The organism is Streptomyces sp. CB03234, from assembly GCF_001905885.1.
Lineage (GTDB): Bacteria > Actinomycetota > Actinomycetes > Streptomycetales > Streptomycetaceae > Streptomyces.
This window is the reverse complement of the sequence record NZ_LIYH01000004.1, coordinates 684,670-709,855: the sequence shown is the minus strand read 5'-3', so window position 1 is coordinate 709,855 and position 25,186 is coordinate 684,670. Positions and strand designations below refer to the sequence as shown.

26 protein-coding genes and 1 pseudogene are annotated in these 25,186 nt (G+C 70.8%); 10 read left to right on the top strand and 17 right to left on the bottom strand.

The window, feature by feature from the left end:
* Nucleotides 1–196: 196 nt before the first annotated feature.
* Nucleotides 197–928, bottom strand: coding sequence for a response regulator (locus AMK26_RS20245; protein WP_073756083.1), 732 nt, complete (start codon nt 926–928; stop codon nt 197–199).
* Between the two features lie 378 nt (nt 929–1,306).
* Here AMK26_RS20245 and AMK26_RS20240 point away from each other — a divergent pair, with 378 nt between their 5' ends.
* Both AMK26_RS20240 and AMK26_RS20235 read left to right on the top strand, forming a co-directional pair.
* A complete protein-coding gene (locus AMK26_RS20240; RefSeq protein ID WP_073756082.1) occupies nt 1,307–1,633 on the top strand; it encodes an STAS domain-containing protein in 327 nt (108 codons plus the stop codon).
* A 148-nt stretch (nt 1,634–1,781) separates the two neighbouring features.
* Entirely contained in the window at nt 1,782–2,246 is a 465-nt protein-coding gene (locus tag AMK26_RS20235; protein WP_079277697.1) for a pyridoxamine 5'-phosphate oxidase family protein, read from the top strand.
* A gap of 161 nt (nt 2,247–2,407) precedes the next feature.
* Here AMK26_RS20235 and AMK26_RS20230 read toward each other — a convergent pair whose 3' ends face one another.
* The 4 genes from AMK26_RS20230 to gap all read right to left on the bottom strand — a co-directional run bounded on the left by AMK26_RS20230 (nt 2,408) and on the right by gap (nt 8,621).
* On the bottom strand, nt 2,408–4,105 hold the full coding sequence (locus tag AMK26_RS20230) for a GAF domain-containing protein (RefSeq protein WP_443333171.1): 1,698 nt from the start codon (nt 4,103–4,105) through the stop codon (nt 2,408–2,410).
* A 92-nt stretch (nt 4,106–4,197) separates the two neighbouring features.
* On the bottom strand, nt 4,198–6,861 hold the full coding sequence (gene adhE / locus AMK26_RS20225) for a bifunctional acetaldehyde-CoA/alcohol dehydrogenase (protein WP_073756080.1): 2,664 nt from the start codon (nt 6,859–6,861) through the stop codon (nt 4,198–4,200).
* 135 nt (nt 6,862–6,996) lie between these two features.
* A complete protein-coding gene (locus tag AMK26_RS20220; protein ID WP_143608566.1) occupies nt 6,997–7,542 on the bottom strand; it encodes an Rv1733c family protein in 546 nt (181 codons plus the stop codon).
* Between the two features lie 50 nt (nt 7,543–7,592).
* Nucleotides 7,593–8,621, bottom strand: coding sequence for a type I glyceraldehyde-3-phosphate dehydrogenase (gene gap / locus AMK26_RS20215; protein ID WP_073756079.1), 1,029 nt, complete (start codon nt 8,619–8,621; stop codon nt 7,593–7,595).
* A gap of 32 nt (nt 8,622–8,653) precedes the next feature.
* On the opposite strand from gap, the gene AMK26_RS38385 reads away from it, so the two are divergent.
* Nucleotides 8,654–9,043: a BON domain-containing protein gene (locus AMK26_RS38385; protein ID WP_338015588.1), complete on the top strand. Its 390-nt coding sequence runs from the start codon at nt 8,654–8,656 to the stop codon at nt 9,041–9,043.
* A gap of 75 nt (nt 9,044–9,118) precedes the next feature.
* Here the strand turns inward: AMK26_RS38385 and AMK26_RS20205 are convergent, their stop codons facing one another.
* The gene (locus tag AMK26_RS20205; protein ID WP_073756078.1) at nt 9,119–11,509 is read right to left on the bottom strand and encodes a phosphoketolase family protein; all 2,391 of its coding nucleotides are present in this window, start codon (nt 11,507–11,509) and stop codon (nt 9,119–9,121) included.
* 432 nt (nt 11,510–11,941) lie between these two features.
* On the opposite strand from AMK26_RS20205, the gene AMK26_RS20200 reads away from it, so the two are divergent.
* Nucleotides 11,942–12,742, top strand: coding sequence for a sigma 54 modulation/S30EA ribosomal C-terminal domain-containing protein (locus tag AMK26_RS20200; RefSeq protein ID WP_073756077.1), 801 nt, complete (start codon nt 11,942–11,944; stop codon nt 12,740–12,742).
* Nucleotides 12,743–12,914: 172 nt separating this feature from the next.
* Nucleotides 12,915–13,847: a universal stress protein gene (locus tag AMK26_RS20195; RefSeq protein WP_073756076.1), complete on the top strand. Its 933-nt coding sequence runs from the start codon at nt 12,915–12,917 to the stop codon at nt 13,845–13,847.
* Between the two features lie 286 nt (nt 13,848–14,133).
* Here AMK26_RS20195 and AMK26_RS20190 read toward each other — a convergent pair whose 3' ends face one another.
* The 5 genes and pseudogenes from AMK26_RS20190 to AMK26_RS20175 form a co-directional block, all read right to left on the bottom strand.
* A complete protein-coding gene (locus AMK26_RS20190; protein ID WP_073756075.1) occupies nt 14,134–14,328 on the bottom strand; it encodes a hypothetical protein in 195 nt (64 codons plus the stop codon).
* Nucleotides 14,329–14,522: 194 nt separating this feature from the next.
* A pseudogene (locus tag AMK26_RS20185) lies at nt 14,523–15,966 on the bottom strand (YfcC family protein).
* Nucleotides 15,967–15,985: 19 nt separating this feature from the next.
* Nucleotides 15,986–16,153, bottom strand: coding sequence for a hypothetical protein (locus tag AMK26_RS37880; RefSeq protein ID WP_241837976.1), 168 nt, complete (start codon nt 16,151–16,153; stop codon nt 15,986–15,988).
* A 26-nt stretch (nt 16,154–16,179) separates the two neighbouring features.
* Nucleotides 16,180–16,563: an amino acid kinase family protein gene (locus tag AMK26_RS37875; protein WP_241837975.1), complete on the bottom strand. Its 384-nt coding sequence runs from the start codon at nt 16,561–16,563 to the stop codon at nt 16,180–16,182.
* Between the two features lie 36 nt (nt 16,564–16,599).
* Complete coding sequence (locus AMK26_RS20175; protein ID WP_073756074.1) at nt 16,600–17,778, bottom strand: acyl-CoA dehydrogenase family protein; 1,179 nt, start codon at nt 17,776–17,778, stop codon at nt 16,600–16,602.
* 140 nt (nt 17,779–17,918) lie between these two features.
* Between AMK26_RS20175 and AMK26_RS20170 the strand changes: the two genes are divergently transcribed.
* From AMK26_RS20170 to AMK26_RS20160, 3 genes are all read left to right on the top strand, one after another.
* Nucleotides 17,919–18,110 carry a hypothetical protein gene (locus AMK26_RS20170; RefSeq protein WP_073756073.1) on the top strand — a complete coding sequence of 64 codons (192 nt, stop codon included), beginning with the start codon at nt 17,919–17,921 and terminating at the stop codon, nt 18,108–18,110.
* Nucleotides 18,111–18,265: 155 nt separating this feature from the next.
* Nucleotides 18,266–19,834 (top strand): molybdopterin-dependent oxidoreductase, encoded by a 1,569-nt coding sequence (locus tag AMK26_RS20165; RefSeq protein ID WP_073756072.1) that lies wholly within the window; start codon nt 18,266–18,268, stop codon nt 19,832–19,834.
* A gap of 71 nt (nt 19,835–19,905) precedes the next feature.
* Nucleotides 19,906–20,355 (top strand): DUF4383 domain-containing protein, encoded by a 450-nt coding sequence (locus AMK26_RS20160; protein ID WP_198944120.1) that lies wholly within the window; start codon nt 19,906–19,908, stop codon nt 20,353–20,355.
* A 198-nt stretch (nt 20,356–20,553) separates the two neighbouring features.
* On the opposite strand, the gene AMK26_RS20155 is transcribed toward AMK26_RS20160, so the two are convergent.
* Together AMK26_RS20155 and AMK26_RS20150 are read right to left on the bottom strand one after the other, a co-directional pair.
* Nucleotides 20,554–21,297 (bottom strand): anti-sigma factor, encoded by a 744-nt coding sequence (locus tag AMK26_RS20155; protein WP_073756071.1) that lies wholly within the window; start codon nt 21,295–21,297, stop codon nt 20,554–20,556.
* Nucleotides 21,294–21,878 carry a sigma-70 family RNA polymerase sigma factor gene (locus AMK26_RS20150; RefSeq protein WP_073756070.1) on the bottom strand — a complete coding sequence of 195 codons (585 nt, stop codon included), beginning with the start codon at nt 21,876–21,878 and terminating at the stop codon, nt 21,294–21,296. The genes AMK26_RS20155 and AMK26_RS20150 overlap by 4 nt, the downstream gene beginning before the upstream one ends.
* Nucleotides 21,879–22,262: 384 nt before the next feature.
* Here AMK26_RS20150 and AMK26_RS20145 point away from each other — a divergent pair, with 384 nt between their 5' ends.
* Together AMK26_RS20145 and AMK26_RS20140 are read left to right on the top strand one after the other, a co-directional pair.
* Nucleotides 22,263–22,904 carry a fasciclin domain-containing protein gene (locus tag AMK26_RS20145; protein WP_073756069.1) on the top strand — a complete coding sequence of 214 codons (642 nt, stop codon included), beginning with the start codon at nt 22,263–22,265 and terminating at the stop codon, nt 22,902–22,904.
* Between the two features lie 82 nt (nt 22,905–22,986).
* On the top strand, nt 22,987–23,376 hold the full coding sequence (locus AMK26_RS20140) for an ATP-binding protein (RefSeq protein WP_073756068.1): 390 nt from the start codon (nt 22,987–22,989) through the stop codon (nt 23,374–23,376).
* Between the two features lie 208 nt (nt 23,377–23,584).
* On the opposite strand, the gene AMK26_RS20135 is transcribed toward AMK26_RS20140, so the two are convergent.
* The 4 genes from AMK26_RS20135 to AMK26_RS20120 are packed head-to-tail and all read right to left on the bottom strand — an operon-like array spanning nt 23,585 to nt 25,159.
* Entirely contained in the window at nt 23,585–24,001 is a 417-nt protein-coding gene (locus AMK26_RS20135; protein WP_073756067.1) for a CBS domain-containing protein, read from the bottom strand.
* 14 nt (nt 24,002–24,015) lie between these two features.
* Nucleotides 24,016–24,261 carry a DUF6480 family protein gene (locus AMK26_RS20130; protein ID WP_073756066.1) on the bottom strand — a complete coding sequence of 82 codons (246 nt, stop codon included), beginning with the start codon at nt 24,259–24,261 and terminating at the stop codon, nt 24,016–24,018.
* A 45-nt stretch (nt 24,262–24,306) separates the two neighbouring features.
* A complete protein-coding gene (locus AMK26_RS20125) occupies nt 24,307–24,516 on the bottom strand; it encodes a CDGSH iron-sulfur domain-containing protein (protein ID WP_073756065.1) in 210 nt (69 codons plus the stop codon).
* The gene (locus tag AMK26_RS20120) at nt 24,500–25,159 is read right to left on the bottom strand and encodes a HemK2/MTQ2 family protein methyltransferase (protein WP_073756064.1); all 660 of its coding nucleotides are present in this window, start codon (nt 25,157–25,159) and stop codon (nt 24,500–24,502) included. The genes AMK26_RS20125 and AMK26_RS20120 overlap by 17 nt, the downstream gene beginning before the upstream one ends.
* Nucleotides 25,160–25,186 lie beyond the last annotated feature (27 nt).

The following is a 25,186-nucleotide window of genomic DNA, read 5'->3' as shown; positions in this document are numbered from 1 at the left end:
CCGCGCCTGTCGCAGCGGCCCCGGTACGCGGCGGAAGGGGGCCGGAGGCATGTCATCGGGCACGGCTTCTCCATGATCGCGAGGAGATCGAGCTTACGGCGGATGGAAAGCAGCCCCTGGCGGCGCCTCGAAGGCGCCGCCAGGGGCTGTCGTGTCCGTCCGTGTCCCCGTCTCCGTCGGTGTTCGTCACTCGCTGTCAGTACTGTGGGCGGCTTTCACGCTCCGATGCCGAGCCGCCCTGGCCGTCCCTGCCGCCCAGCGCCTGTGTGGCGATGACGGCGGCCTGCACGCGGCGTTCGACACCGAGCTTGGCCAGAAGGCGTGAGATGTTGTTCTTGACCGTTTTCTCCGCCAGGTAGAGCCGTTTGCCGATCTCCCTGTTGGTCAGCCCCTCCCCCACCAGGGCGAGGATCTCCCGCTCGCGTTCGGTCAGGCCGGGCAGGCCCTGCGGTTCCTTCTCCCGCTGCTCCGCCCCACCGCGCAGGCGGGCCATCACCCGTGCCGTGGCCCCGGGATCCAGCATGGACTGTCCCGAGGCGACCGTGCGGACGGCGTTGACCAGGTCCGTGCCGGTGATCTGCTTCAGGACGTAGCCGGACGCACCAGCCATAATCGCGTCGAGGAGCGCTTCCTCGTCGTCGAACGACGTCAGCATCAGGCAGGCCAGGTCGGGCATGCGGGAGCGCAGCTCGCGGCAGACACTCACCCCGTCGCCGTCCGGCAGCCGCACGTCGAGGACGGCGACCTGCGGGCGCAGCGCGGGGATGCGTACGAGCGCCTGCTCGGCCGTGCCGGCCTCCCCCACCACGGTCAGGTCGGGTTCGGCGTCCAGCAGATCGTGCACGCCTCGGCGCACCACCTCGTGGTCGTCGAGGAGGAAGACCTTGACCGGCTCCTTCTCGGCGGGGCTGCCGCTGCTGTCCGTCATCGCGCACTCCGTGTTCGCCGTGTCATCCGCCGTCGGCGGATCCACCTGCATGGTGTCGCGTGAGCGGGACCTCCGACCAGGGCCGGATGGCCCTCGTCCATAGTCACGCCCTTGGAGATCTGCTGCCCGGCGCGGCCAGGTCCCATGCGACCGGCATGACCCGACACCGGCAGGTGGGCGCGCCCTGCTGCGGCTTCAGCCGCATGTGGCGTCGCCCCTCGTCACGTTTCGGCGGGTCACCGGTGCGAGGGACCTTCGGCCCACTGGTAGGGACCCGCCGGGCCTGCCGTCCCCGGTGCGTCTACTGCTGAACTTCACAGGCCGGCACGGCCGGGGCAATCAGGGTCCCGGAGATCGCCTGTACGGAGGAAGGCCGCCATGACGACGACCCCCATCAGCCTGACCACGACCCCGCTGGACCCGAGCACGGTGGCCGTCGCCCTGGCCGGGGAGATCGACCTCTGCACCGTCGCACGCATCGAGCCCGAGTTGACCCTCCTCGCCGGCTCCGCGGAGCGCGAACTGACGCTCGACCTCACCGACGTCACCTTCTGCGACAGCTCCGGCGTCGAGCTCTTCCTCCGTATGCACCGCCGCTGCGTGGCGGCCGGTGTGCGCTTGAAGCTGTGCCGTATCCAGCGGCTTCCCGCGCGCGTCATCCGCACCCTGGGCGTGGACCGTACCGTGCTCTGCTCGTTCGCCTGACCGCTCCGGGGGCGGGGCCTGCCGCCGTGGCCTGGAATCCGGCCAGGACGCAGGTCCGTTCGGCCCTATTGCCCCGGTCGGGCTCAAGAGACGCTGGCTGCAGGCACCCAAGTGTTCGAGGACCGAGCCGCAGCAGAAGGTGGGCGCGATGAAGGACGAAGCCACGCATCGAACGGTGGGTGACCGCGCTGAGGCGGTGGCGCCCCGGCGCATGGCGCAGCTCGACCGCGCGGAGGCTCTGCGACTGCTGGGCACCGTGTCCCTGGGGCGGATCGTCTTCACCCAGCAGGCCCTGCCGGCCGTCCGCCCGGTCAACCACCTCATGGACGGCGACGACATCATCGTCCAGCTGCACGACGGCGCGACGCTCGCCTCCATCGTGGCGCCGACCCATGCGACCGGTGTCGTGGTGGCCTACGAGGCGGATGTCATCGATCCCGAGACGCACATCGGCTGGAGCGTGGTGGTCACCGGTTACGCCCACCGGGTCACCGACGACGGCGAACTCGCGCGCTTCGCAGCCCGTTTGCGCCCATGGGTGGAGCACCCCGGCATGAACGCCGCGCTGCGCATCCGGCCCGACCTGGTGACGGGCTTGCAGCTCACCACGTGACGCCCACGGGGGCGTAGGGCCACCGGCCGCCTGACAACCACCGACGCAAGCCCCCGGACTGGCGGGTCACGTCGTCGAGCGGGGACATCGTGGCGCACCCGCAGACCTGGTCCGGCCTTCCCGTCCCCGGACCCGCCTCCTTCGAGAAGTGCAGGCTGCGATCACCTGTCGCGGTCGACGCCGAGCGGCGCCCGCCACACAAACCGGCTGCCGCCCTCGTCGGGGCGCTCGATCTCCAGGGTGCCGCCCACGCCGCGCGCCCGATCCTCGAGGTTGCTCAGGCCGCTGCGCCTGCCCTCGGCGGGGATTCCCCTGCCGTTGTCCGTCACGGTGAGGACGACCTCGTCGGAGGTGGCTTCCAGGCCGACCTCGACCCGGGTGGCGTGCGCGTGGCGGGCGGCGTTGCTCAGCATCTCGGTGAGGGCCGCCATGACGTGCTCGGCCACCTGTGGCGGCACGTCGGTGTCGAGCAGCCCTTCCATGCTCAGACGGGGCGGGAACCCGAGCGTCGTGGCCGTCTCGCCGACCGCGCGGGCCACGCGTGCCCGCAGGCTCGGTCCCGTGTCCTCCTCGCGGGCGCGCAGCCCGAAGATCGTGGAGCGGATGATCTTGATCGTTTCGTCCAGGTCCCCGACGGCACGCGAGACCCGTTCGGCAGCGCCCTCGTGCTGCACGAGCCGCGCGGCGCTCTGCAGGGTCATACCGGTCGCGAAGAGGCGCTGGATGGCGAGGTCGTGCAGGTCCCGGGCGATGCGGTCGCGGTCCTCCAGGAGCGCGAGCTGCTCGGCGTCGTTCCGGCGCTCGGCCAGCTCCAGAGCGAGCGCGGCCTGACCGGCGAAGGCCAGCAGCGGCCCCAGTTCGGCATGGGTGAAGACGGGTTCGCCTTGGCGCCTGGCCAGCAGCAGCACTCCACGGGTGTCCTTGGCGGCGGTGCCCAGGGGGACGGCGACCGCCGGGCCGAGGCCGTCGAAGCGGCGCGGTCCCGCGTTGAACCGGTCGTCCTCGGCCAGGCCGCCCGTCGTGACGGGTGCGCCGGCTTTGTAGGAGGCACCGGACAGCGTGCCCTCGACCGGGACGACCAGGCCGCGGCGGGTGTCGCCGTCGGCACCGATGGCCAGCTCGACGACGAGATCCTCCGTCGCGGCGACGGGCACGGAGACGTCGGCGAGCGCTGCCCCGGTGATCTCCTGGGCGCGGCGGGCGATAAGTTCCAGGACCGCCAGGCGTGGGCTGCCGGAGAGCAGGCTGTTGGTGATCTCCGCGTTCGCCTCCAGCCAGCGCTGCTGGCGCTGGGACGCCTCGTACAGCCGTGCGTTGTCGATGGCGACGCCTGCGGCGACGGACAGGGTGGAGATCACCGACTCGTCCTCGGCGTCGAAGTCCACGCCACCGTGTTTGTCGGTGAGGTAGAGGTTGCCGAAGACCTCGTCGCGTACGCGGATCGGCACGCCCAGGAATGTCCGCATGGGCGGGTGATGGGCGGGGAAGCCGTAGGACGCCTCGTGGGCGCCGAGGTCCGTCAGGCGGAGCGGCTCGGGGTGGCGGATCAGCTCGCCCAGGATGCCGTGCCCGGCCGGGAGAGGACCGATCCTCGCGATCTCCTCCTCCGTCAGCCCGACGGTGAGGAACTGTGACAGCGTCCGGCCGTCCGGGCCGATCACCCCCAGGGCGCCGTACTGGGCGTCCACGAGGAGCGCGGCCGCTTCCACGATGCGCCGCAGCACCTGGGAGAGGTCCAGCTCGCGGCCGACCGAGACGACGGCCTCCAGCAGGCTGTGCACCCGGTCCCTCGTCCCGCGCGCCGCGTTGATACGCGCCTGGAGCTCCTCCAGCAGCTCGTCGAGCCGCATCTGGGGCATCCGCGACAACGGCTCCTCCACGCCCACCGGTCCTCCCGACCTCGATCACCCGCTCATGCGCCAGCCTATCGGCCGTGCGAGTGGTTGGGCGGTCAGACGAGAGGCAGTGGCCGGGGTCCGGCGTAGTAGGCGGTGCGCATGAGGTCCTCCATGTCGTCCAGCATCGGCATGCGCGGGTTCGCCGGGGCGCACTGGTCCTCGTAGGCGTTCAGTGCCTGCTGCGGCAGGGCGCCGATGAACGCCGACTCGTCGATGCCCAGGGCTCGGAAGGACGGTTCGATACCGACGGCGTCACGCAGGCGTTCCACGGCGGCGGCGTACGAGGCGACGCCTTCCGCTGCGGTGGAGGCCGGCAGTCCCAGCGCACGGGCGATGTCCCCGAAGCGCTCGGGCGCCCGGTAGCTCTCGTACTTGGGCCATCCCGTCAGTTTGGCGGGAACCGTGCCGTTGTAGCGGATCACGTGCGGCAGAAGGATCGCGTTCGTCCGCCCGTGGGCGATGTGGAAGGTGGCGCCTAGGGTGTGGGACATGGCGTGGACGATGCCGAGGAAGGCGTTGCCGAAGGCCATGCCGGCGATGGTGCCGGCGTTGTGCATCTTCTCCCGGGCCAGGGTTCGCTGTGCGTCGTGTCCGGTGACGGCGGCTTCCAGGTTCTCGAAGATCAGCTTGATGGCATGGAGGGCCAGGCCGTCGGTGAAGTCGTTCGCGTAGACCGAGACGTACGCCTCGGTGGCGTGCGTGAGGGCGTCGAAGCCGCTGTCGGCCGCGAGCGACGCTGGGAGCTCGGCGGTGAGTACCGGGTCGACGATCGCGACGCTGGGCGTCAGGGCGTAGTCGGCGAGCGGGTATTTCTTGCCGGTCGCCGGGTCGGAGATGACCGCGAACGGGGTGACCTCGGCGCCCGTGCCCGAGGTGGTGGGAACGCAGACCAGCCGGGCCCGCTTGCCGAGCACCGGGAACCGGAAGGCGCGCTTGCGGATGTCGGAGAACTTCTGGCGCATGTCGGCGAAGTCGACGTCCGGCTGTTCGTACAGCAGCCACATCACCTTGGCCGCGTCCATGGGCGACCCGCCGCCCAGGGCGATGATGGTGTCCGGCCGGAAGTCGCGCATGAGGGCGGCGCCGCGCTGTACGGAATCGATACTCGGCTCCGGTTCCACGTCGTCGATGACCTGGATGGTCACGGGCTGTTCCCGCTGCTGCAGGACGCGGCTGACGCGGTCGACGTAGCCGAGGCGCGTCATGGTGGCGTCCGTGACCACGGTGACGCGGTGGACCTCCGGCATCGCGGCCAGGTAGCGGATGGCCTGCGGCTCGAAGTAGATCTTCGGCGGCACCTTGAACCACTGGAGGTTGTTCTGCCGCGTCGTCACGCGCTTGATGTTGAGCAGTTGGGCGGCCGAGACGTTGTCGGAGACCGACGTGCTGCCCCAGGAGCCGCAGCCGAGGGTCAGCGAGGGCAGGAGGCGGTTGTAGATTCCGCCGATCGCGCCCTGGGACGACGGGGAGTTGACGATGACGCGTACGGTCTTCATGCGGCGCCCGTAGCTTTCGGCGAGGGCCGGGTCGCCGGTGTGGATCACGGCGCTGTGGCCCTGCCCGTGGAAGGCGACCATGTCGGCCGCGAGAGCGAAGCCCTCCTCGGTCGAGTCGGCCCGCAGCACGGTGAGGACGGGGCAGAGCTTCTCCCGCGTGAGTGGCTCGTCGGGCCCGACACGGCTCGCCCCGGCCAGGATGAGCGACGTCTCCGCGGGGATCGCGAACCCTGCCCGCTCGGCGATCCAGGCGGGGCTCTGGCCCACGGCCGCCGGGTTGACACGGCCCTGCCGGCCGGCCGGGTCCGGCGAGAAGAGGTAGGTCTCCAGCTTCCGCTTCTCCTCGGCGGTCGCGACGTAGGCGTGCAGGCGCCGGAACTCGGCCAGGGCCTCGTCGTACACCTCGGTGTCGAGGATGACCGCCTGTTCGGACGCGCAGATCATGCCGTGGTCGAAGGACTTGGACAGGACGAGGTCGTTGACAGCCCTGCGCAGATCCGCGCTTCGGTGCACATAGGCCGGTACGTTGCCGGCGCCGGCGCCCACGGCGGGCTTGCCCGCCGAGTAGGCGGCCTTGACCATGCTGTTCCCGCCGGTCGCCAGGATCAGGGCCACTCCCGGATGACGCATGAGGAGTCCGGTGGCCTCGATCGAGGGCTCCTCGACCCACTGCACGCAGTGCTCGGGTGCCCCGGCGGCAACGGCCGCGTCCCGCACGATGCGAGCGGCCTCGGCGCTGCACGCCTGCGCGGAGGGGTGGAAGGCGAACACCACCGGGTTGCGCGTCTTCAGCGCCAGCAGCGCCTTGAAGACGGTCGTGGACGTCGGATTGGTGACCGGGGTGACCGCGCACAGAACCCCGACCGGTTCGGCGATCTCGATGATGCCCTCGATGTCGTCGCGCCCTATGACGCCGACCGTCTTCGTCCGCGACATGCTGTGGGTGACGTGCTCGCAGGCGAACATGTTCTTCGCCGCCTTGTCCTCGAAAACGCCCCGGCCGGTCTCCTCCACCGCCAGCCGCGCCAGGGCGGTGTGCTGGTCCAGGGCAGCCACAGAAGCCTTGGCGACGATGTGGTCGACCTGCTCCTGCGTGAAGGACTCGAAGTCGGCGAGTGCCTCGCAGGCGTTGTCGACCAGCCGGTTCACGGCCATCCCGGCGTCGGACGGAGCGTCGTCCCCGCAAGCGGCATTCCGCCGGTCAGTGGTCACCTGAGTCATGAGATCTCCCTGGATACGGGCGGAGCAGCGGGCACCGGGGCGGCAGCCCCTGCTGTCACCTACAGCCTTCCGCCGGACAGGCTCGTGACGAAGGTCCCGAAGGTCCCGAAGGGAGACCCGTTCGGGCCCACCGGCTCAGGCGTTCTTGCGGTCCCACTCCGGTGCCACTCGTGCCCATTCCCGGCCCCAGCGCGCGCTGCGGCGACGTTCGCACACCCGTCGGACGAGCCGGTGGGCGGCGAGCACGAGGAAACCGAGGCCCACCGTGATGGTGAGCGCGGCCACCGCGGCGTCGAACCTCGCGGCGGCCGGGCCGAGCGGCGCGGAGGTCATGGCCCCGTCCTCGTCCGTCCACAGGGAGACATGGGATCCGCGCTCCATGTGGCTCCCGACCGGCACCCGGCCGATGTGCGTGGTGCCGTCGGGGCCGGTCCACCGCACGGTGGCCCTGGCGCGTGTGCTGCCTCTGGCCGCGGGTGCGGGGTCCTCCACCAGCACCGCGTCGGTGAGCCGGCGCTCGGTCTGCTGCTGAGATCGTGCCTCCAGCACGGCCTCCCATGCCACCGCGCCGCCCAGAGGAGCACCGATGAACCCGATCACGCCCAGTACCAGGACGATCCAGCCCTCCATGGCGTGGGAGCGGTGACGCAGCGCGTTGCGCCGCAAACGCCACAGTCGCACCCTCCTGACGCCCACCGTCTCGCCTTCCGGGCCTGTGGGGTACCGGTGCTTCATCGGACATCGAGCAGAGCGACGACGTACTGGGTGAGGTCGACGAGGCGGTTGGTGTAGCCCCACTCGTTGTCGTACCAGCCGAAGACCTTGAGGAGGTTCCCGTGCGCCTGCGTCAGTGGTGCGTCGACGATGCACGAGGCAGGGTCACCGACGATGTCGCGTGAGACGATCGGGGCGTCGCTCACCCGCAGGATGCCCTTCAGCGGTCCCTCGGCGGCCTCCCGGAAGGCGTAGTTGACGTCCTGCGCCGACACCGGCCGGTCCAGCACCAGGGTGAGGTCGGTCAGCGAGCCGTCCTCGACCGGCACGCGCACCGCGATGCCGTCCAGGGTGCCCGCGAGTCCGGGAAGCACCAGCCCGACGGCTCGGGCGGCGCCGGTGCTGGTCGGGACGATGTTGACCGCTGCCGTGCGACCCCGGCGCAGATCCTTGTGCGGGCCGTCGAGGACGACCTGATCATTGGTGTAGCCGTGGATGGTGGTCATCAGGCCCTTGACGATTCCGAAACGCCCGTCGAGGACCTTCACCATCGGGGCCACACAGTTGGTGGTGCAGGACGCGTTGGAGATCACATGGTCGAGACGCGGGTCGTACGTGTATTCGTTGACGCCCATGACGATGGTGGCGTCCACGCCCTTGCCGGGAACCGAGAGCAGTACCTTGCGCGCTCCCGCCTTCAGGTGCCGGCCGGCGTCCTCCCTGGTGCGGAAGCGGCCGGTGGCCTCGATGACCACGTCCACACCCAGGGCCCCCCAGGGCAGGTCGGCGGGGTCACGCTCGGACGTGACGGCGATGCGGCGCCCGTCGACCGTGATGGAGTCGTCGTCGTGCTCGACGGTGCGGCCGAACCGGCCGTAGGTCGAGTCGTAGGTGAGCAGATGGGCCAGCGTTTCCGGGGCGGCGAGGTCGTTGACGGCCACCACTTCCACCGGGGTACCGCTGCTCGCCTCCAAGCGTTCCATGACGCAGCGCAGGTAGTCGCGCCCGATGCGCCCGAAGCCGTTGATTCCCATGCGTACGGTCATGTCCGCCGCCCTCCCGAGGGGTTCCGTTGCAGGTGGTGCCAGCGTGCGGGCCGGTGCCTGCCCCGGGGCAGGGGTCGAACGGAAGTGTCCCAGGGCCATTGGGCCCTCTTCTCCCGTGCTCCGAGCGGCCCGGTCGATGGCGGGTCCCACGCCGCGACCTCCTGCGTGTCTTCCTCCGCACCGACGAGGAGATCCGTTCGGACGTCAGCGAGGCCTTCTCGGTCCGCGTGCCGGCGCACGACGCCGATCAGGTGCGTGTCGACGTCCGCGACGGTGTGGTCACCATGGCGGGCCGGCTCGGACCCCATGCTGATACGTCGGCACTGATCCGAGCGGCATGGCGGGTGGACGGGGTGGTGGGTGTGGTGAACCGGCTGGCGAACGGTCGCGGAGTCGACCATGCTCGATCGGACCGACCGTGACGCTGCTGAGGAAGCCCTTCGTCGGCGGCCCTCCGTCGATCCACCAATGGATGTCGGGGTACACGACGGCACGGTTCAGGCGGGCCACGTCCAGTCGGTGACCTCGGGCATGTCGCTGCCGTGTTCGCGGATCCAGGCGTGGTGGCGGGTGCGCGCGTCCGCCATGGCCTGCCGTACGCCCACGGCTCGTACGGCGAGGCCGGGCACGCGGTCGATCACATCCATCACGAGGCGGTAGCGGTCCAGGTCGTTGCGCACGACCATGTCGAAGGGGGTCGTGGTGGTGCCGACCTCCTTGTAGCCGCGTACGTGGAGGTTCGGGTGTCCGGTGCGGCGGTAGGCCAGGCGGTGCACCAGCCACGGGTAGCCGTGGTAGGCGAAGATCACCGGCCTGTCGCGGGTGAACAGGGCGTCGTACTCCCCGTCGGTCATGCCGTGCGGGTGCTCCTCGTGGGGCATGAGCCGGGTCATGTCGATGACGTTCACCACTCGGACCGCGAGCCGGGGCAGGTGATGACGCAGCAGACCGGCCGCGGCGAGCACTTCCTGGGTGGGTACATCACCGGCGCAGGCGAGGACCACATCGGGCTCACGCGTGCCGTCCTCGGTGCCCGCCCAGCTCCAGACGCCGGCGCCGCGGGCGCAGTGGGCGCGGGCGTCGTCGAGGGAGAGCCAGTCGAAGCAGGGCTGTTTGCCGGCCACGATCACATTGACGTGGTCACGGCTGCGCAGTGCGTGGTCCGCGACGGACAGGAGGGTGTTGGCGTCCGGCGGCAGGTAGACGCGGACGACTTCGGGGCTCTTGTTGAGCACATGGTCGACGAAGCCGGGGTCCTGGTGGGAGAAGCCGTTGTGGTCCTGGCGCCATACATGAGACGTCAGCAGGTAGTTGAGGGAGGCGACGGGGGCGCGCCACGGCAGAGCGCGAGCGGTCTTCAGCCACTTGATGTGCTGGTTGACCATGGAGTCGACGATGTGGACGAACGCCTCGTAGCAGGAGAACAGCCCGTGGCGGCCGGTGAGGAGGTAGCCCTCCAGCCACCCCTGGCAGGTGTGTTCGGAGAGGATCTCCATCACTCGGCCGTGCCGGTCGAGGTGTTCGTCGGTGGCGAGGACCGGTTCCTGCCATGCCTTGCCGCTGGCTCCGTACACGGCCTGGAGGCGGTTGGAGGCGGTCTCGTCGGGGCCGACGAGCCGGAAGTCACGGCGGTCGGCGGTGGCGGACATGACGGCCTCCAGCAGCTCGCCGAGGACCTTGGTCGGCTCGTGCCGGGTGCCGCCCGGCCGGTCCACGGCGACGGCGAAGCGTTCGAGCGGCGGGAGGGGCAGCTCCCGCAGCAGCAGGCCGCCGTTGGCGTGCCGAGTGGCGCCCAGCCGTCGCTCACCGTCCGGTACGCAGGCGAGCACCCGCGCCCGCGGCCTGCCGTGCTCGTCGAACAGCTCCTCGGGGCGGTAGGACCGCAGCCAGGCCTCCAGCTGCTCGCGGTGCCCCGGGTCGTCCCGCACCTCGGACAGCGGGACCTGGTGGGAGCGCCAGGTGCCTTCGACCGGGAGGTCGTCCACCTCGGCCGGACCGGTCCAGCCCTTCGGCGTACGGAGGACGATCACGGGCCAGCGCGGTCGCTCGCCCTCGTCCGGTCCGCCGCTGCGGGCCCGCCGCTGGATGTGCCGGACGCGGTCGACGGCCGTGTCCATCGCGGCCGCCATCGCCCGGTGGACCTGGTGCGGGTCGTCGCCGGTGACGTGCAGGGGGTCGTGGCCGTAGCCCCGCAGCAGTTCGTCGAGTTCCGCCTCGGGGAGCCGCGCGAGCACGGTGGGATTGGCGATCTTGTAGCCGTTGAGGTGCAGGATCGGCAGGACTGCTCCGTCGTGGACGGGGTCGAGGAACTTGTTGGAGTGCCAGGAGGCGGCGAGCGGTCCCGTCTCGGCCTCGCCGTCCCCGATGACGCACGCCACCAGGAGGTCCGGATTGTCCAGCGCAGCGCCGTACGCGTGCGAAAGGGAGTAGCCCAGTTCCCCGCCCTCGTGGATCGAGCCGGGGGTCTCGGGCGCCACGTGGCTCGGCACGCCGCCGGGGAAGGAGAACTGCCGGAACAGCCGAGCCATGCCTTCCTCGTCCCGGCTCACGTCCGGGTACGTCTCGCTGTAGCTGCCTTCCAGCCAGGAGTTGGCGAGGACGGCCGGCCCGCCGTGCCCGGGCCCCCAGATGCACAGGGCGTCGAGACCGTGACGACGGATCACCCGGTTGAGGTGAGTGTGCACGAGGTTGAGGCCCGGGGACGTACCCCAGTGACCGAGCAACCGCGGCTTGATGTGCGCCGGTTCCAGCGGCTTGCGCAGCAGCGGGTTGTCCATCAGGTAGATCTGCCCGACCGAGAGGTAGTTGGCCGCCCTCCAGTGCGCGTCGAGCGAGGTGAGTTCCTCGTCGGTCAGGGGTACGCCGCCAGAGCACTCGTCCTTGCGCATGCTTCCTCCGTCTTGTGTGTGGGTGCGGCGTCCGACGGACCGCCCTTGCGGCATCACGGGGCTTGGCCGGCGCCGTCGTACCGGAGACGCCTCGCCGCAGCCGGGCGGCCCCCTCAATCGGCTCTCCGACGCACACACGCCATGGTCGTGCGGGTACCGCCTCAAGGCACCGTGACACAGGTCGCATGACGACAAGAAGGGCCGGATGGGCCACCCCTGCGCCTCTCATCGTCCGTTGATCGAACGAGCCGGGGCCTCTCTCACTTACGCGGACCACTGGTGGCAGCGGGCCGAACGGTCTTCACAGACGTCCGGAAGTCCCCGCGCAGGTGCGTGATGCGGGTACGAACGGGACCTCCGCCCAGGCCCTGTCGGCTCTGCCCGGGACAGGCCGGCGGCAGACAGGCTGGGAGCGAGCAAGGAGGAGTTCCCATGAGCGGTCTGAAGACCAGCAGTGAAGTAGACGTCCAGGTACGGAACCGAGGACAGGTGCCGAACGGCGCCGACGCCTATGCCCGGGGGAAGGTGCTGGCGGTGATCAGCCATGTGCGCGAACCGGTGCTGTCGGCCCAGGTGAAGCTCACGCAATCCGTCAACGCTTCGGCGGTCCGACCGGCTACGGCTCAGGCTGTGGTGGATGTCAACGGCCGACCGGTACGGGCCCACGTGGCCGGAAGCACCATGTTCGAGGCCGTCGACCTCCTGCAGGATCGCCTGACGGCGCGGCTCGCCCGGGCACGGCGGTACGGGACACACGGCCCACGCGGCAGCAGTGGCACCGAGGTTCGGGCGTGGTCGGACAGCCTGGGTTCCGAGCACCGCCCCCACCGTCATCACATGCCGGCCGAAGAGCGCCGCATCGTACGGCACAAGTCGTTCAGCCTGGCCCGGCAGCCCCCCGAGGACGCCCTCATCGACCTGGAAGCCATGGACTACGACTTCTGGGTCTTCACCGACCTGGCCTCCGGATACGACAGCGTCGTCTACCGGGACCCCCGCACCGGCCGGCATCGTACGGCTTCCCTCGGGCTCCTGGGTCTCGAACGTGAGATCGAGGGGCTGCTGAGCGTCAGCACGGTTCCCGTCCCCACGAGCGGTGTGAACGAGGCCGTACAACGGCTTCACCTGACCGGCCTGCCCTTCGTCTTCTTCAACGACACCGGTACTGGCCGCGGCAGCGTGCTCTACCACCGCTACGACGGCCACTACGGACTGATCACCCCGGCCCTGTAGTACGCCGCCCTGGGACCACACCTGCCACTTCCGGCCCACGGAATTTCCGGCCGCTCGGACAGCACCGCTGGGGCCGGTCCCTTCGCCGCCGCCCGGCGACCGCCGGTCCCGCCCCTTGCTCCGCCACCGCTCACCCAAGCAGACGTTCTTAACCCGGCATTCGGAGAAATCCATGTCACGACGCACCGTCAGAGCAGCTGTGGACGGCTCGGCCGAGTCGCTCGCCGCAGCGGAGTGGGCCGCCCGGGAGGCCCGCCTCCGCGGCCTACCGCTGAACATCCTCCACGCCTGGCAGGATTGGTCGCCGGCCTTCGCCCATGCCCCGTTCATGGGCACGGACACCACACCCGGCGGTACGACCATCACCCAGCACTGGGCGGAACGCGTCCCTCGCGAAGTGGCCGCACGGCTGCGGGAGGGCCACCCCGGCCTGGACGTCGGCGTCGAGCAGGTCTTCGGGCGTCCCGCCGAGGTGTTGCTCGCCGCGGCGGAGGAGGCAGAGGTTCTGGTCCTGGGATCGCGAGGGCTGGGTGTCCTCGGTGGCTTCCTGGCCGGCTCGGTGTCCCTGCCCGTCATCGCGCATGCCGAGCGCCCGGTCGTCGTCGTACGGGCCGGCAAGCGGGCCGAGGACGACCTGCGCCTCGGGGCCGGTGACGACGTCACCGGTGAGGGCCCGTACCTCGATGTGGTGCTCGGCCTCGACCTCTCCCGGCCGTGTGACGAGTTGATCGCGTACGCCTCCGAAGCCGCCGCTGCGAGGTCGGCCCGGCTGCGGGTGGTCCACGGCTGGACCGCTCCGGTCGCTCTCGGATACGCCCCCGCGGCCGCCGACCCCGGCCACAGTGTCGCGAGGTCATTGCGCGAGGCGAGCGCGCTCACGGACGTACTGCGGCCGTGGCGCGGCAAGTTCCCGGATGTCGAGGTCACGGAGCAGTGCGTGGTCGGCCGGGCCGCGGACCATCTCGTGGAAGCGTCCAGGAACGCCTCGCTGCTGGTGGTGGGGCGACGTATACGCCGCGCGGCGATCGGCGCGCACATCGGCCCGGTCGCGCACGCGGTGCTGCACCACACAGCGGCCCCGGTGGCGGTGGTCCCACACCTGTGACCGTACGGTCGCCACCACCGACGTGGGCCGGATGATCGCCGTGCCGCGGTGACGGTCACGTCTCCTTCTTTCCCAACGCCTCAAACGCCTCAAACGCCATCGTGCGCCATCGGCGACACGGGCATTGGAGGCGTTTGAGGCGTTGCCGACCCCGCGGGAAACCTCCGACGGAGGAGCCGGCTTCGGAATCCCTCCGGCCGGAACCGGGCTCCGCAGTGAAGGCAATGAACTGTCAGGGCACGAGCGGTTCACGGGGCCGCCCAGGCCCCGTGCGCAGTCGTCGGGCTCACGGCGCCTTGCCGGAGTGGGAAGTATGGCCGTTCATGCTCGTTGCGGCGACCAGTGCGAGTATCCCGACGGCCATCATGATGAGACCGACAAGCGGCCTGTCGGCTCCGTCCCATTGCCAGTCGACGGCAAACATGAGAATCGCACCGAGGCCGATCGACGTGACGGCTCCGATGGCAAGCAATCCGGGCACGGGGCCCACCTCCTTGAGCGGCTCATGGGCACCCTGCCCCGCCGATGTCCACTGTCGCTGGTCAACGGCGCCTCTCCGCAGGGCCTGTTGGTCCCGGCGGGCACCGCCATGAGGCCCCCGAGATCGCGCCCGACACAGCAATGGGCCGGAGGGCCGAGTGACCTCGGCCCGCCGGCCATCGCGCGCGGCCGGGCTCAGCGCATCGCCGCACCGACTACCAGGAACCCGGCGACGGCCACCAGCAGGGCGCCCATCAGTGGGGCCATGAAGCGCAGATACTGGTGGTGCGGACCTTGGCAAGGGCCAGGCCACCCATGACGACGGCCGACGTGGGCGTAATGAGGTTCACCCATCCGGAAGCCGACTGGTACGCGGTCACCACCGAGGCGCGGCTCACACCGGCGAAGTCGGCCAAGGGAGCGAGGATGGGCATGGCAAGGGTCGCGTGACCGGACGAGGAAGGTACGAGGAAGGCCAAGGGAAGGTTCACCAGGAACATCAGGACGGCGAACACGCCGGAGGACGTGCCGGCCACCGCACTTTGCAGGGCGTCGAGGATGGTGTCCGTGACACTGGCGTTGTTCATGATCACCGTGACTCCCCGGGCCAGCATGACGATCATCGCCGCTCCGATGAAGTCCCCGGCACCGGCGGTGATGGCGTTCGCCGTCCCCTTCTCCCCCAGTCCACCGACCAGGCCGACGAAGACGGCCGCGACGACGAACAGGGCGGCGAGTTCGGGGAAGTACCAGCCGAGTGTGGGCAGGAAGGTGATGTGCAGGTCGGTCCAGGGGATCACGGCGAAGATCTTGAAGAGGAAAGTGACCGCGAAGGGGCACAGGACGGTGCGCTGGCGGTGCGTGAGTTCCACCGCTTCCTTGCCGTCGTTCTTGATACGACGGTCGTCCTCGGTGAGCGGAGTCAGGGACCGCGTGGGGTCTTCGGCGACACGGCGGGCGTAGCGTACGACGTGGACGGCTGCCAGCGCGGTCAGGCAGGCCCACATCGACAGTCGCAGGATTATTCCCTCTCCGGTGCCGATGCCGGCGCCCACCATGATGACCGTCGCGGCGACCAGGCGGTCGTACCCCAGGCCGAGCATCAGCGGGATCATGAGCCCGTAGAAGCCGAGAGTCTCCTCGGCCATGCCATAGGTGGTCCCGCCGAGGGAGAACACCGTCAGAAGAACGACAAGGAGCAGGGTCCTGTGGTGACGGAGGCGCTGCGCGAGCCGTGCCACCCCAGCGGTGAGGGCGCCGGTGCGCATCGTCACGGTGATGAACGCACCCACGGCCAGGATGAAGAGGAACACTCCCACGGCCCCGGCGAAAGAGCCGGTCCCCCGGGCGTGGTGAGGCCGGTCTCGGCGTCGGTGACGCCGTACAGGCCGTTCACCGGAGAGAGGAACAGGTCCTTGAGACGATCCCAGAAGCCGCTGGATGACTCCACGGGATGGTAGGTGCCGGGGACCGGGCTGCCGTCCTTCATGTCGTAGCGGTCGGCGGGGATCACGAAGGTCAGGGCCCAGACCACGACGGTGACGGCGATCAGAACGGTGAAGGCTGAGGGGAACCGAAGCCGCCGTCGGGGACCGTCGGGTGTCTCGGAGTCGGTTCTTTCCCCGGCGGCTGTGGCGATGTGGGTGCGCTGTCGATGGTCATGTCAGGTCCTGGGGTGCGTCGTGGACCGTCTCGCGGCCGCTGGGGGTGACGACGGTGCCAGCGGCGCCGTCGAGGATGGCTTGGGCGTCTTCGAGGGCGCCGATGGCCGCCATGCCGCCCGTGAGTTCGACGAATCGGCATACGGCGTCGACCTTGGGTCCCATGGATCGAGCCGGAAACTGCTGGGCCCTCAGGGCTGCGGGCGTGGTCCGTCCGATGGGCTCGGCGTCGGGGTGCCGTAGCCGAGTGAGACGTGGGGAACGTTCGTGAGCAGCAGGAGTTCGTCCGCGTCGAGCGCCTCGGCCAGGAGGGCGGCGGTGAGGTCCTTGTCCGCCACGGCTTCGACGCCGGTCAGCTGCCCTTGTGCGTCACGGATCACCGGTACACCACCGCCGCCGGCGCACACGGCCACCGCTCCCGAGTCCAGCAGCAGCCGTATCAGCCGGGTTTCCACGACGCGTTGCGGACGGGGAGAAGGAACGACACGTCGCCAGTGGGTGCCGTCCTGCTTGACGGTCCAGCCGCGTTCGGCGGCGAGTCGCTGTGCTTCGGCCTTGCCGTAGACGGGGCCCACGACTTTGTGACAACTAAAATCAGCAGTCGCATGACGCTACCGCCGTACCCGGGGCATGCCCAGGCCGATCCAGGAGATGATCTCGCGCTGGATCTCGTTGTTGCCGCCGCCGAAGGTGAATATCACGGCGGAGCGGTAGCCGCGCTCCAGCTCGCCGTGGAGGACGGAGCCGGCCGAGCCCTCCTTCAGCGGGGCGGCCGAGCCGACCACCTCCATCAGCCAGGCGTAGGCGTCACGGCGCGCCTCGGAGCCGTACACCTTGACGGCGGAGGCGTCCTGGGGCGTGAGGGTGCCGTGCTGGAGGGCGGTGACCATCCGCCAGTTGAGCAGCTTCATCGCGTCGAGTCTGGTGTGCGTCTGCGCGAGGCGTTTCCTGACCCAGCCGAGGTCGATGACGCGGCGGCCGTCGGCGAGCTTGGTGCCGGCGGCCCAGCGCTGCACGTCGTACAGGGCCCGGATGGCCATGGTGCCGTGCGCGGCGAGCGTGACGCGCTCGTGGTTGAGCTGGTTGGTGATCAGCCGCCAGCCCTTGTTCTCCTCGCCGATGCGGTGGGAGACGGGGACGCGGACGTTCTCGTAGTAGCTCGCGGTGGTGTCGTGGCCGGCCAGGGTGTTGATGAGGGTGCAGGAGTAGCCGGGGTCGGAGGTCGGGACGAGGAGCATGGTGATGCCCTTGTGGGGCGGGGCGTCCGGGTCCGTGCGGACGGCGAGCCACACCCAGTCGGCGGTGTCGCCGTTGGTGGTCCAGATCTTCTGGCCGTTGACGACGTACTCGTCGCCCTCCCGGACGGCTTTCGTCTTCAGCGCGGCGAGGTCGGTGCCGGCGTCGGGCTCGCTGTAGCCGATGGCGAAGTCGATCTCGCCGGAGAGGATGCGGGGCAGGAAGTACGCCTTCTGCTCCTCGGTGCCGAACCGCATGATCGTGGGCCCGACGGTGTTCAGCGCCATGAGCGGGAGCGGTACGCCGGCCTGGGCGGCCTCGTCGAAGAAGATGAACTGCTCCATGGGGCTGAGCCCGCGCCCGCCGTACTCCTTCGGCCACCCGACGCCGAGCCAGCGGTCGGCGCCCAGGCGGCGGATGGTGGCGCGGTAGAACCGCTTGCGGGCGGTCGGGTCGGCGTCGCCCGGGTGGGCGCCTTCGGGTACGAGTCCGGCGAAGTAGGCGCGCAGTTCGGCGCGCAGCCGGTGCTGCTCCGGTGTGTATTCGAGGTGCACGGCCCCTCCAGGCGTCGCGGCGTCGCGGCCAGTCCCTGCGGCGCGGCACAGAGTAGAACGCGTTCCAGTAATTCGGAAGCCCCGCGAGGGGTTCTCGCTGGGGCGGGGTGGGTACCCGGCCGGGCCGGAGGTGATCGCAGATGCCCGAGCCAGGCAGCAAGAAGTACGACGTCCGACGCGCCCGCACCCGCAAGGACGAGGAGAACCGGGGCGTGTCCGACCAGGACGCGAACCGGGAGGCCAACGCGTCCCTGCAGGACGACGAGGGGCTGCGCTCGGCGGGCCCCAAGACGGAACGGGGCCGCGGCCCGAAGGGCGAACGCGGCAAGTGATCCGGAGCGGCGCCTCGGCCCCCGTGTCCGCCCCCTCGGGGCGCGGGCGGGTGCCGGGGGCTGCTTCACGCGGGCGCCGGCCGTCTGAGCCGTAACCGCTCCGCCCTTCGGGCCGAGGGACCCATCTGTATGCCGTTCGGCTCCGAAGAGGGGGTGTGACCGCTTCTGAAAGCCTCTGGTTCCGTCGGCTGCTCGCCGCCCTGAGTGGATTGCTCGCCGGGTACGCGGCGCTTGCGGTGGCCGAGCTCGCCGCTGCCGCTGTCCGCCCCGAGGCGGGGCCCGTCGCGGCAGTGGGCGGAGCCGCCATCGACCGTACCCCCGCGCCGGTCAAGGACTGGGCGATCCGTACCTTCGGCGAGAGCGACAAGCTGGTCCTGCAGCTGGGCATCGTCGCCGTCCTCGCGGCCCTCGCCCTCATGCTGGGCCTGCTGGCGCTGCGCCACCGGCGGGTGGGCGCGTCCGCGGTGCTGCTGTTCGGCGTGGTGGGAGCCGTCGCGGCCACGACCCGCCCGGACTCCGACTCCTTCGCCGACGGGGTGCCGTCCCTGGCGGGGGCGCTCGCGGGGGCCGCGCTCCTGCACTGGCTGACCGGGCGGCTCACCGCCCCCGCACGGGCGTCGGCGCCCGGGGAGGGCTGGGATCGGCGCGGTTTCCTGATCGCCGCGAGCGCCGCCGCCGTGGCGTCCACCGGCGCCGGAGTTCTGGGCCGGGCGCTGGGGACGTCGCGTGCGCGGGACGCCGTGGCGTCCCGGGCGGCCGTGGTCCTGCCCCGGCCGGACTCGTCCGCCGCGCCGGTGCCCAGGGGCGCGCAGCTGCGCGTTGCCGGTGTCAGCCGGTTCGTCACCCCCAACAAGGACTTCTACCGTGTCGACACCGCCTTGGTCGTGCCCAAGGTGGACGCCACCCGCTGGCGGCTGCGCATCCACGGCCGGGGCGTGAACAGGCCACTCGCCCTCTCTTTCCAGGATCTGCTCGACCGGGAGCTGGTCGAGCGGGACATCACCCTCGCCTGCGTCTCCAACGAGGTCGGTGGCCCGTACGTGGGCAATGCCCGCTGGGTCGGCGTACGCCTGGCCGACGTGCTGGCCGAGGCCGGTGTGAGGCCGCCGTCCAAGGGCGGTCCGGCCGATCAGCTGGTGGCCCGGTCCGTCGACGGCATGACGCTCGGCACCCCGGTCGAGGATGTGATGGACGGGCGCGACGCGCTGCTCGCCATCGGGATGAACGGCGAGCCGCTGCCCTTCGACCACGGCTTCCCCGTCCGCATGGTGGTGCCCGGCCTGTACGGGTACGTCTCGGCCTGCAAGTGGATCGAGGACATCGAGCTCACCACGTTCGACGCCTACGACCCGTACTGGGTCAAGCGGAAGTGGGCCCGCAGGGCGCCCGTCAAGACCCAGTCCCGCATCGACACGCCCAAGCCGTTCGCCCGTCCCGCCGCCGGGACCGTCATGGTCGCCGGCGTCGCATGGGCCCAGCACCGGGGCATCGACCGCGTCGAGGTACGCGTCGACGACGGCCCCTGGCAACGGGCCGACCTCGCCGCCGAGGCCACGATCGACACCTGGCGACAGTGGTCCTTTCCCTGGAAGGCCACCCCCGGCAGCCACACCCTGACCGTCCGCGCCACCGACCGCACCGGCCGGACCCAGACGGAGAAACGCACCCGCACCATCCCCGACGGGGCGAGCGGATGGCATTCGGTGGTGGTCACCGTGGACTGAGCCGCGTGGCACGAACGGGCAGCCGATTCTCCTCACTCACACCGCACGTACCCCGGAAGGACATCACTGTCATGCTCACTCATCACGCCGGCCCCGGAACGTCCCGGACCCACGTGCAGCGGGCCGCCCTGGTCGTCGGGGCGGTATTCGTCCTGGTCGGCATCCTTGGGTTCATTCCCGGGGTGACCACCGACTACGACGCGATGACATTCGCCGAGCACCACTCCGAGGCGAAACTCCTCGGTCTGTTCCAGGTCTCGATCCTGCACAACATCGTGCACCTGCTGTTCGGCATCGCCGGACTCGCCCTCGCGCGCGCCGCGACCACCGCCCGAGCCTTCCTGATCGGCGGCGGCGCCGTCTACCTGGTGCTGTGGGTCTACGGCCTGATCATCGACCACGACAGCGCGGCCAACTTCGTCCCGCTCAACTCGGCAGACAACTGGCTGCACTTCGTGCTCGGCATCGGCATGATCGGGCTCGGTGTCCTGCTCACTCCCCGAGCCCCTGCCGGACGCTGACAGAACGGCACGTCCGAGGCGCGGACCAGCCGGCGCGGCGCGCCGCTCACCCTGGACGGCCGGAAGCAGCCCAACGAACTGACGCCGGTCGGCGGCCTCGGCTCTTCGGAGTCGAGGCCGCCGTCGGCTCCTCGCGCGGGGGGAGATGAAGGCCCGCAGCCCCGAGGCCGCGGGCCGCCCCTCGGCGGAGCCCGCGCTTCAGGTGGGAAGCGCCATGAGCAGCACGGGCGTACTGGTGGGTTGCGGTGACCCGCCGGCGGGTTCCACGGTGACACCCACTCCGGTGGCGTCGCCGACGTCGCCCTCCATCACCAGGCCGCCGTCGGTGCGGGTGAGACCCGCGGGCCTCATCGTGCCGCCGTCGGCGAACCACAGCTGGTACGTCTTGCCGGACGGCAGCTCGGGCAGGCCTGACGCCAGGAACACGGCGCTGTTCTCCTCACGGGAGACGACCACGGTGGCCTTGGCCGCCCCCTTGCCGCTCGTGACGGTGCGGGCGTCGGGGGCCGCCAGCACCCGGGCCATGTCGGCCGCCCGCTGTTCCGCTCGTTGCGCCTGCTCCTCGGCCTGCCGCGCCTCCTGGTGCTGCCACACCGCCACGCCGCCGAACGCGGTGGCAGCCGCGACACACGCGGCGAGGACCAGGCGCGGCAGCCGCCCCCCGCGGCCGGACGTGGGCTGCGGTGCGGAGACGCCGGGCACCAGTGCGGGTGGGAGCTGGCGGACGGTGGAGATCTCGCCGAGGACCCGTTGCCTCATCCCGGCCGGCGGGGCGGTAGCCACGGCGGATCCCAGGCGGGCCGCGGTGGCGGACAGCTCGCGTACCTCCTGCGCGCACGCGGGGCAGTCCCGCACGTGGCGCTCGAACTCGGCGCGCTCGTCGTCCGGCAGCGCGTTGAGCGCATAGGCACCGGAGGGCGCATGCAGATGTTCCTCGTTCACGCGTTCACTCCCATGCAGTCCCGCAGCCGGATCAGTCCGTCACGCAGACGCGTCTTGACCGTCCCGAGGGGCGCCGACAGCGAGGCGGCGACCTCCCGGTAGGTGTACCCCTGGTAGTAGGCGAGTGTCACCGCCTGCCTCTGCAGGTCGGTCAGGGACTGCAGGCACCGCCGTACCTGTTCGCTGTCCAGCCGGACCGCCACTTCCTCGCTCACCTGGTCGTACGCCGGTGTGTGCTCCCGGCGCGCACTGCGCCGGTCGCGCTCGGTCGCCGCCTGCTCGGAGCGGACGCGGTCCACGGCACGGCGGTGGGCCATGGTCATCACCCAGGTCATGACGCTCCCCTGCTCCGGCCGGAACCGGGCGGCGTGGCGCCACACCTCCACCATGACCTCCTGCGCCACCTCCTCGGACTGGGCCGGGTCCCTGAGCACCCTGAGGATCAGCCCGAACACCGGTCCCGCGATCGAGTCGTAGAGCGTGGCGAAAGCATCCTGGTCACCGCCGGCCACCCGGGCGACGGCCTCCGACAGATCCGGCTCCCGGCGGGGCGAGCCGCCGATCCGTGCGATCTCCCTCACCGCGCACCCGCCCGGCGGGCACGGCCCATTGGGCGGGTGGCGACCTGCTGGTCGTCCATGAGCGACCCCTTCACGTGTGTCGTCCCGGAAGAAGGCGAGGTACGCCCATGCTTCCGCATTCCTTGCCGCTGATTCGTAGCCAGGCCGTTCGCGGATGGGTTCGCTGGGCCGTCCGTCTGTGTGACGTCCCACGAGGTGCCTGTCTTCAGAAGATTTTCCGGCCCGGGCCAATCCGCCGCACCGGCATCTCCGAATGGGGGTCGTGAGGGCAGCGGGAGGACTTTCTCCCCTGTTCCCGGGCTTCGAGTCCTGCCCGCTGTCCCCACGTATCCCGCTCGGCGCCCCCACAGCGGTGCCGGCATCGCTCACCAAGGAGACCGACCCATGCTCACGATCCGCTCCCGCCGCGCTCTCGCCGCTGTCGCAGCCGCCGTCACGCTGCCGCTCGCCCTCACGGCCTGCGGCATGGACGACTCGGGCGATTCGGCGTCGGACACTGCGGCCACCGCCGACTCCACCCCGAGCGAGACCGAGGAGAAGGTGACGGCGGACGGCCCGTTCGGCCCGGCGTGCGCGTCGGTGCCCAAGGACGGTGCGGGAAGCTTCGACGGGATGGCGAAGGACCCCGTCGCCACGGCAGCGTCGAACAACCCCGCCCTGTCGACCCTCGTCACGGCCGTGAAGAAGGCGGGCCTGGTCGACACCCTGAACAACGCCCAGAACATCACGGTGTTCGCCCCGACCAACGACGCCTTCGCGAAGATCCCGAAGGCGGACCTCGACAAGGTCCTCAACGACAAGGCCACCCTGACGAAGCTCCTCACCTACCACGTGGTCGGCCAGAAGCTCACACCGCAGCAGCTGGAGAGCGGCACGTTCGAGACCCTGGAGAAGAGCACGCTGACCACGTCCGGCTCGGGCGAGTCGTACAAGGTCAACGACGCCGCGAACGTCGTGTGCGGCAACGTGCCCACGGCGAACGCCACCGTCTACATCATCGACACCGTCCTCATGCCGAAGATGTGACCCCCTCGGCGGACTGGGGCCCGGGCACCGCCCGGGCCCCGTCCACGCCCATCCGCGGCACGGGCGGTCACGAATAAGGGGCATGAGAACGCAAACGGCGACCCAGGGCACGGCGCACATCCGCGCGGAGGTCCGCCACCGGCTGGCCTCCTGGCATCTGGACGCACTGGTCGACGACGCCCTGCTCGTCATCACGGAACTGGCGGGCAACGCCGTCCGCCACGGAGTGCCACCGGTGAGCATTCGCGTCCGCCGGACGCACGACGAGCACGGACGGCACTGCGTGCTGCTCGAAGTGGACGACGCGGGCCCGGGTATCGACGTCGCATGGGTACGTGCCCGCTGGCGTCACCCCTCGTACACCTTCGCCGACGGCGGCCGCGGCCTGTTCATCGTGAACGCCCTGGCCGACTCCTGGGGCGACACGGTGCACGCCCGCGGTCACACCACCTGGGCCCGGCTGGGCATGTGACCAGCGGCCGGGATGCCCCGGCGCACGGCGATGCGGGGCGCGGGACGGCGAGGGCCCCCAGGCGATGCGGGGCGCGGGACGGCAACGGCCCGCACGGCATGCGGGCGTGGGACGGCAACGGCCCGCACGGCGTGCCGGACCCGCCCGCCGCGGCGACCGCGGCGAGCGGGTCCGGTGTCCGCCGTCGTGGCGGGTGGCACAGCGGGGGTCAGTCGGTGGAGAGGGCTTCCAGGAGGTCGCCGACCTGGGGGTCGGGGAGCGCGCGGGCGACGTCCGCCTGGGCGATCATGCCGACCAGGCGGTGGTTGTCGATCACCGGAAGCCGGCGCACCTTGTGCTCGGACATCTTGCGCAGCACCATCTGCACGTCGTCGTCCGCGTCCACGTACACCACTTCGCCCTGCGCGAGTTCGCCGGCCGTCGTCTTCGCCGGGTCCTTGCCGGCGCCTAGTGCCTTCACCACGATGTCGCGGTCGGTCAGCATGCCCTTGAGCTTGTCGTCGGAGCCGCAGATGGGCATCGCGCCCACCCCGAGTTGCTTCATCATCTCGGCGGCCTGGAGGACGGTGTCGCCCTCGCCGACGCAGTCGACGCCCTTGGTCATCAGCTGACGTGCGGTTGTCATACGTTGAACTCCCTTCAGAGTGCGATCACCACTGCCATCGCGACGAACAGCGCCGCCACGAGGACGACGACCAGCAGGATCAGCACCATCGGTGCCTTCGCCCAGCCGGTCGGCGGGTTGTGCGTCTCCCTCGGCCCGGCCCCGGGCATGCTCGATTCCGCGGGCGGCGTGTCGCCCGGCGGGACGCCGCCACCGGCTTCGAGACCCGGGGTGCGGTCCGGATCAGGGTCCGGGTTCGGGTTCGGGTTGGGGTCGGTCATGCCGTACGAGTGCGCAGGCCGGGCCCTTTCAATCCCGGCGGCCTTTCATTCCTCCGCGCGCGTGCGACGCCGGTGGCTCGTGTCGCACCACGGGTAGCGGCGGCTGCGGCGGCAGGTGCACACCGCGACCATGAAGCGGTCGGAACACGCCGTCGTACCGTCCGGCAGCCGTATCTCGACCGGCCCCTCCATCAGGAGCGGGCCCTCAGGGTCGATCACCACCCGTTCGGCCGAGCGTTCAGCTTCGCTGCGCACGGATCACCACCAGGTCTTCCTTGCGTTCGTCGGGCGCGATCAGCCCCTGCTGCTCCAGCCACTCGGCGTGCCGGGCCATCACCGGCCCGAACGGGATCCTGGCGCGCAGTTCGACGCCCGCAGCGAGGCCCCTGGCCTGCAACTGGTCCAGCGTGGCGTCCACCCCGGCCAGCGCCGACTGCACCAGCAACAGGACCCCCGAGTCCCGCAGCAGGTCCGGCGCCCGCGCGCACAGCCGGTCGAGGACCTGCCGCCCGTCCGCACCCGCGTTCCAGGTCCGGTCCGCCCCGCCGCGTACGGGGGCCGGGGACAGGACGTACGGCGGGTTGGACAGGATCAGGTCGAACCGCCGCCCTTCGACGGGTTTCGTCAGATCGCCGTGGCGGACGACGACCGGCAGCCCGAGGCGCCAGGCGTTGTAGCGCGCGGCGAGCACGGCACGCCAGGAGATGTCGACGGCGGTCACCCGTGCCCCCGGGCACTCGGCGGCCAGCAGGGCCAGCGCGCCGGTGCCCGTCCCGACGTCGAGCACCTCGACGCCGGGCTGGGCGCGCAGCGTGCGCAGTTCGCTGCGCGCCGCCTGGGCAAGCAGTTCAGTGTCCTCCTGGGGCGCGTACACGCCGCGTGGTCTGAGTAGACGCATGTACAGCGGGTACCTCGGACTTCCCCG

Excerpts from the sequence above, each read along its gene's own strand:
- AMK26_RS20140 (WP_073756068.1), top strand. The coding sequence starts at position 22,987 with ATGAGAACGCAAACGGCGACCCAGGGCACGGCGCACATCCGCGCGGAG.
- AMK26_RS20195 (WP_073756076.1), top strand. The coding sequence starts at position 12,915 with ATGTCACGACGCACCGTCAGAGCAGCTGTGGACGGCTCGGCCGAGTCG.
- AMK26_RS20130 (WP_073756066.1), bottom strand. The coding sequence starts at position 24,261 with ATGACCGACCCCAACCCGAACCCGAACCCGGACCCTGATCCGGACCGC.
- AMK26_RS37880 (WP_241837976.1), bottom strand. The coding sequence starts at position 16,153 with ATGGGACCCAAGGTCGACGCCGTATGCCGATTCGTCGAACTCACGGGC.
- AMK26_RS20230 (WP_443333171.1), bottom strand. The coding sequence starts at position 4,105 with ATGCCCCAGATGCGGCTCGACGAGCTGCTGGAGGAGCTCCAGGCGCGT.
- gap (WP_073756079.1), bottom strand. The coding sequence starts at position 8,621 with ATGACCGTACGCATGGGAATCAACGGCTTCGGGCGCATCGGGCGCGAC.
- AMK26_RS20240 (WP_073756082.1), top strand. The coding sequence starts at position 1,307 with ATGACGACGACCCCCATCAGCCTGACCACGACCCCGCTGGACCCGAGC.
- adhE (WP_073756080.1), bottom strand. The coding sequence starts at position 6,861 with ATGACTCAGGTGACCACTGACCGGCGGAATGCCGCTTGCGGGGACGAC.
- AMK26_RS20235 (WP_079277697.1), top strand. The coding sequence starts at position 1,782 with ATGAAGGACGAAGCCACGCATCGAACGGTGGGTGACCGCGCTGAGGCG.
- AMK26_RS20245 (WP_073756083.1), bottom strand. The coding sequence starts at position 928 with ATGACGGACAGCAGCGGCAGCCCCGCCGAGAAGGAGCCGGTCAAGGTC.
- AMK26_RS20200 (WP_073756077.1), top strand. The coding sequence starts at position 11,942 with ATGAGCGGTCTGAAGACCAGCAGTGAAGTAGACGTCCAGGTACGGAAC.
- AMK26_RS20170 (WP_073756073.1), top strand. The coding sequence starts at position 17,919 with ATGCCCGAGCCAGGCAGCAAGAAGTACGACGTCCGACGCGCCCGCACC.
- AMK26_RS20160 (WP_198944120.1), top strand. The coding sequence starts at position 19,906 with ATGCTCACTCATCACGCCGGCCCCGGAACGTCCCGGACCCACGTGCAG.
- AMK26_RS20135 (WP_073756067.1), bottom strand. The coding sequence starts at position 24,001 with ATGACAACCGCACGTCAGCTGATGACCAAGGGCGTCGACTGCGTCGGC.
- AMK26_RS20145 (WP_073756069.1), top strand. The coding sequence starts at position 22,263 with ATGCTCACGATCCGCTCCCGCCGCGCTCTCGCCGCTGTCGCAGCCGCC.
- AMK26_RS20205 (WP_073756078.1), bottom strand. The coding sequence starts at position 11,509 with ATGCGCAAGGACGAGTGCTCTGGCGGCGTACCCCTGACCGACGAGGAA.
- AMK26_RS20120 (WP_073756064.1), bottom strand. The coding sequence starts at position 25,159 with ATGCGTCTACTCAGACCACGCGGCGTGTACGCGCCCCAGGAGGACACT.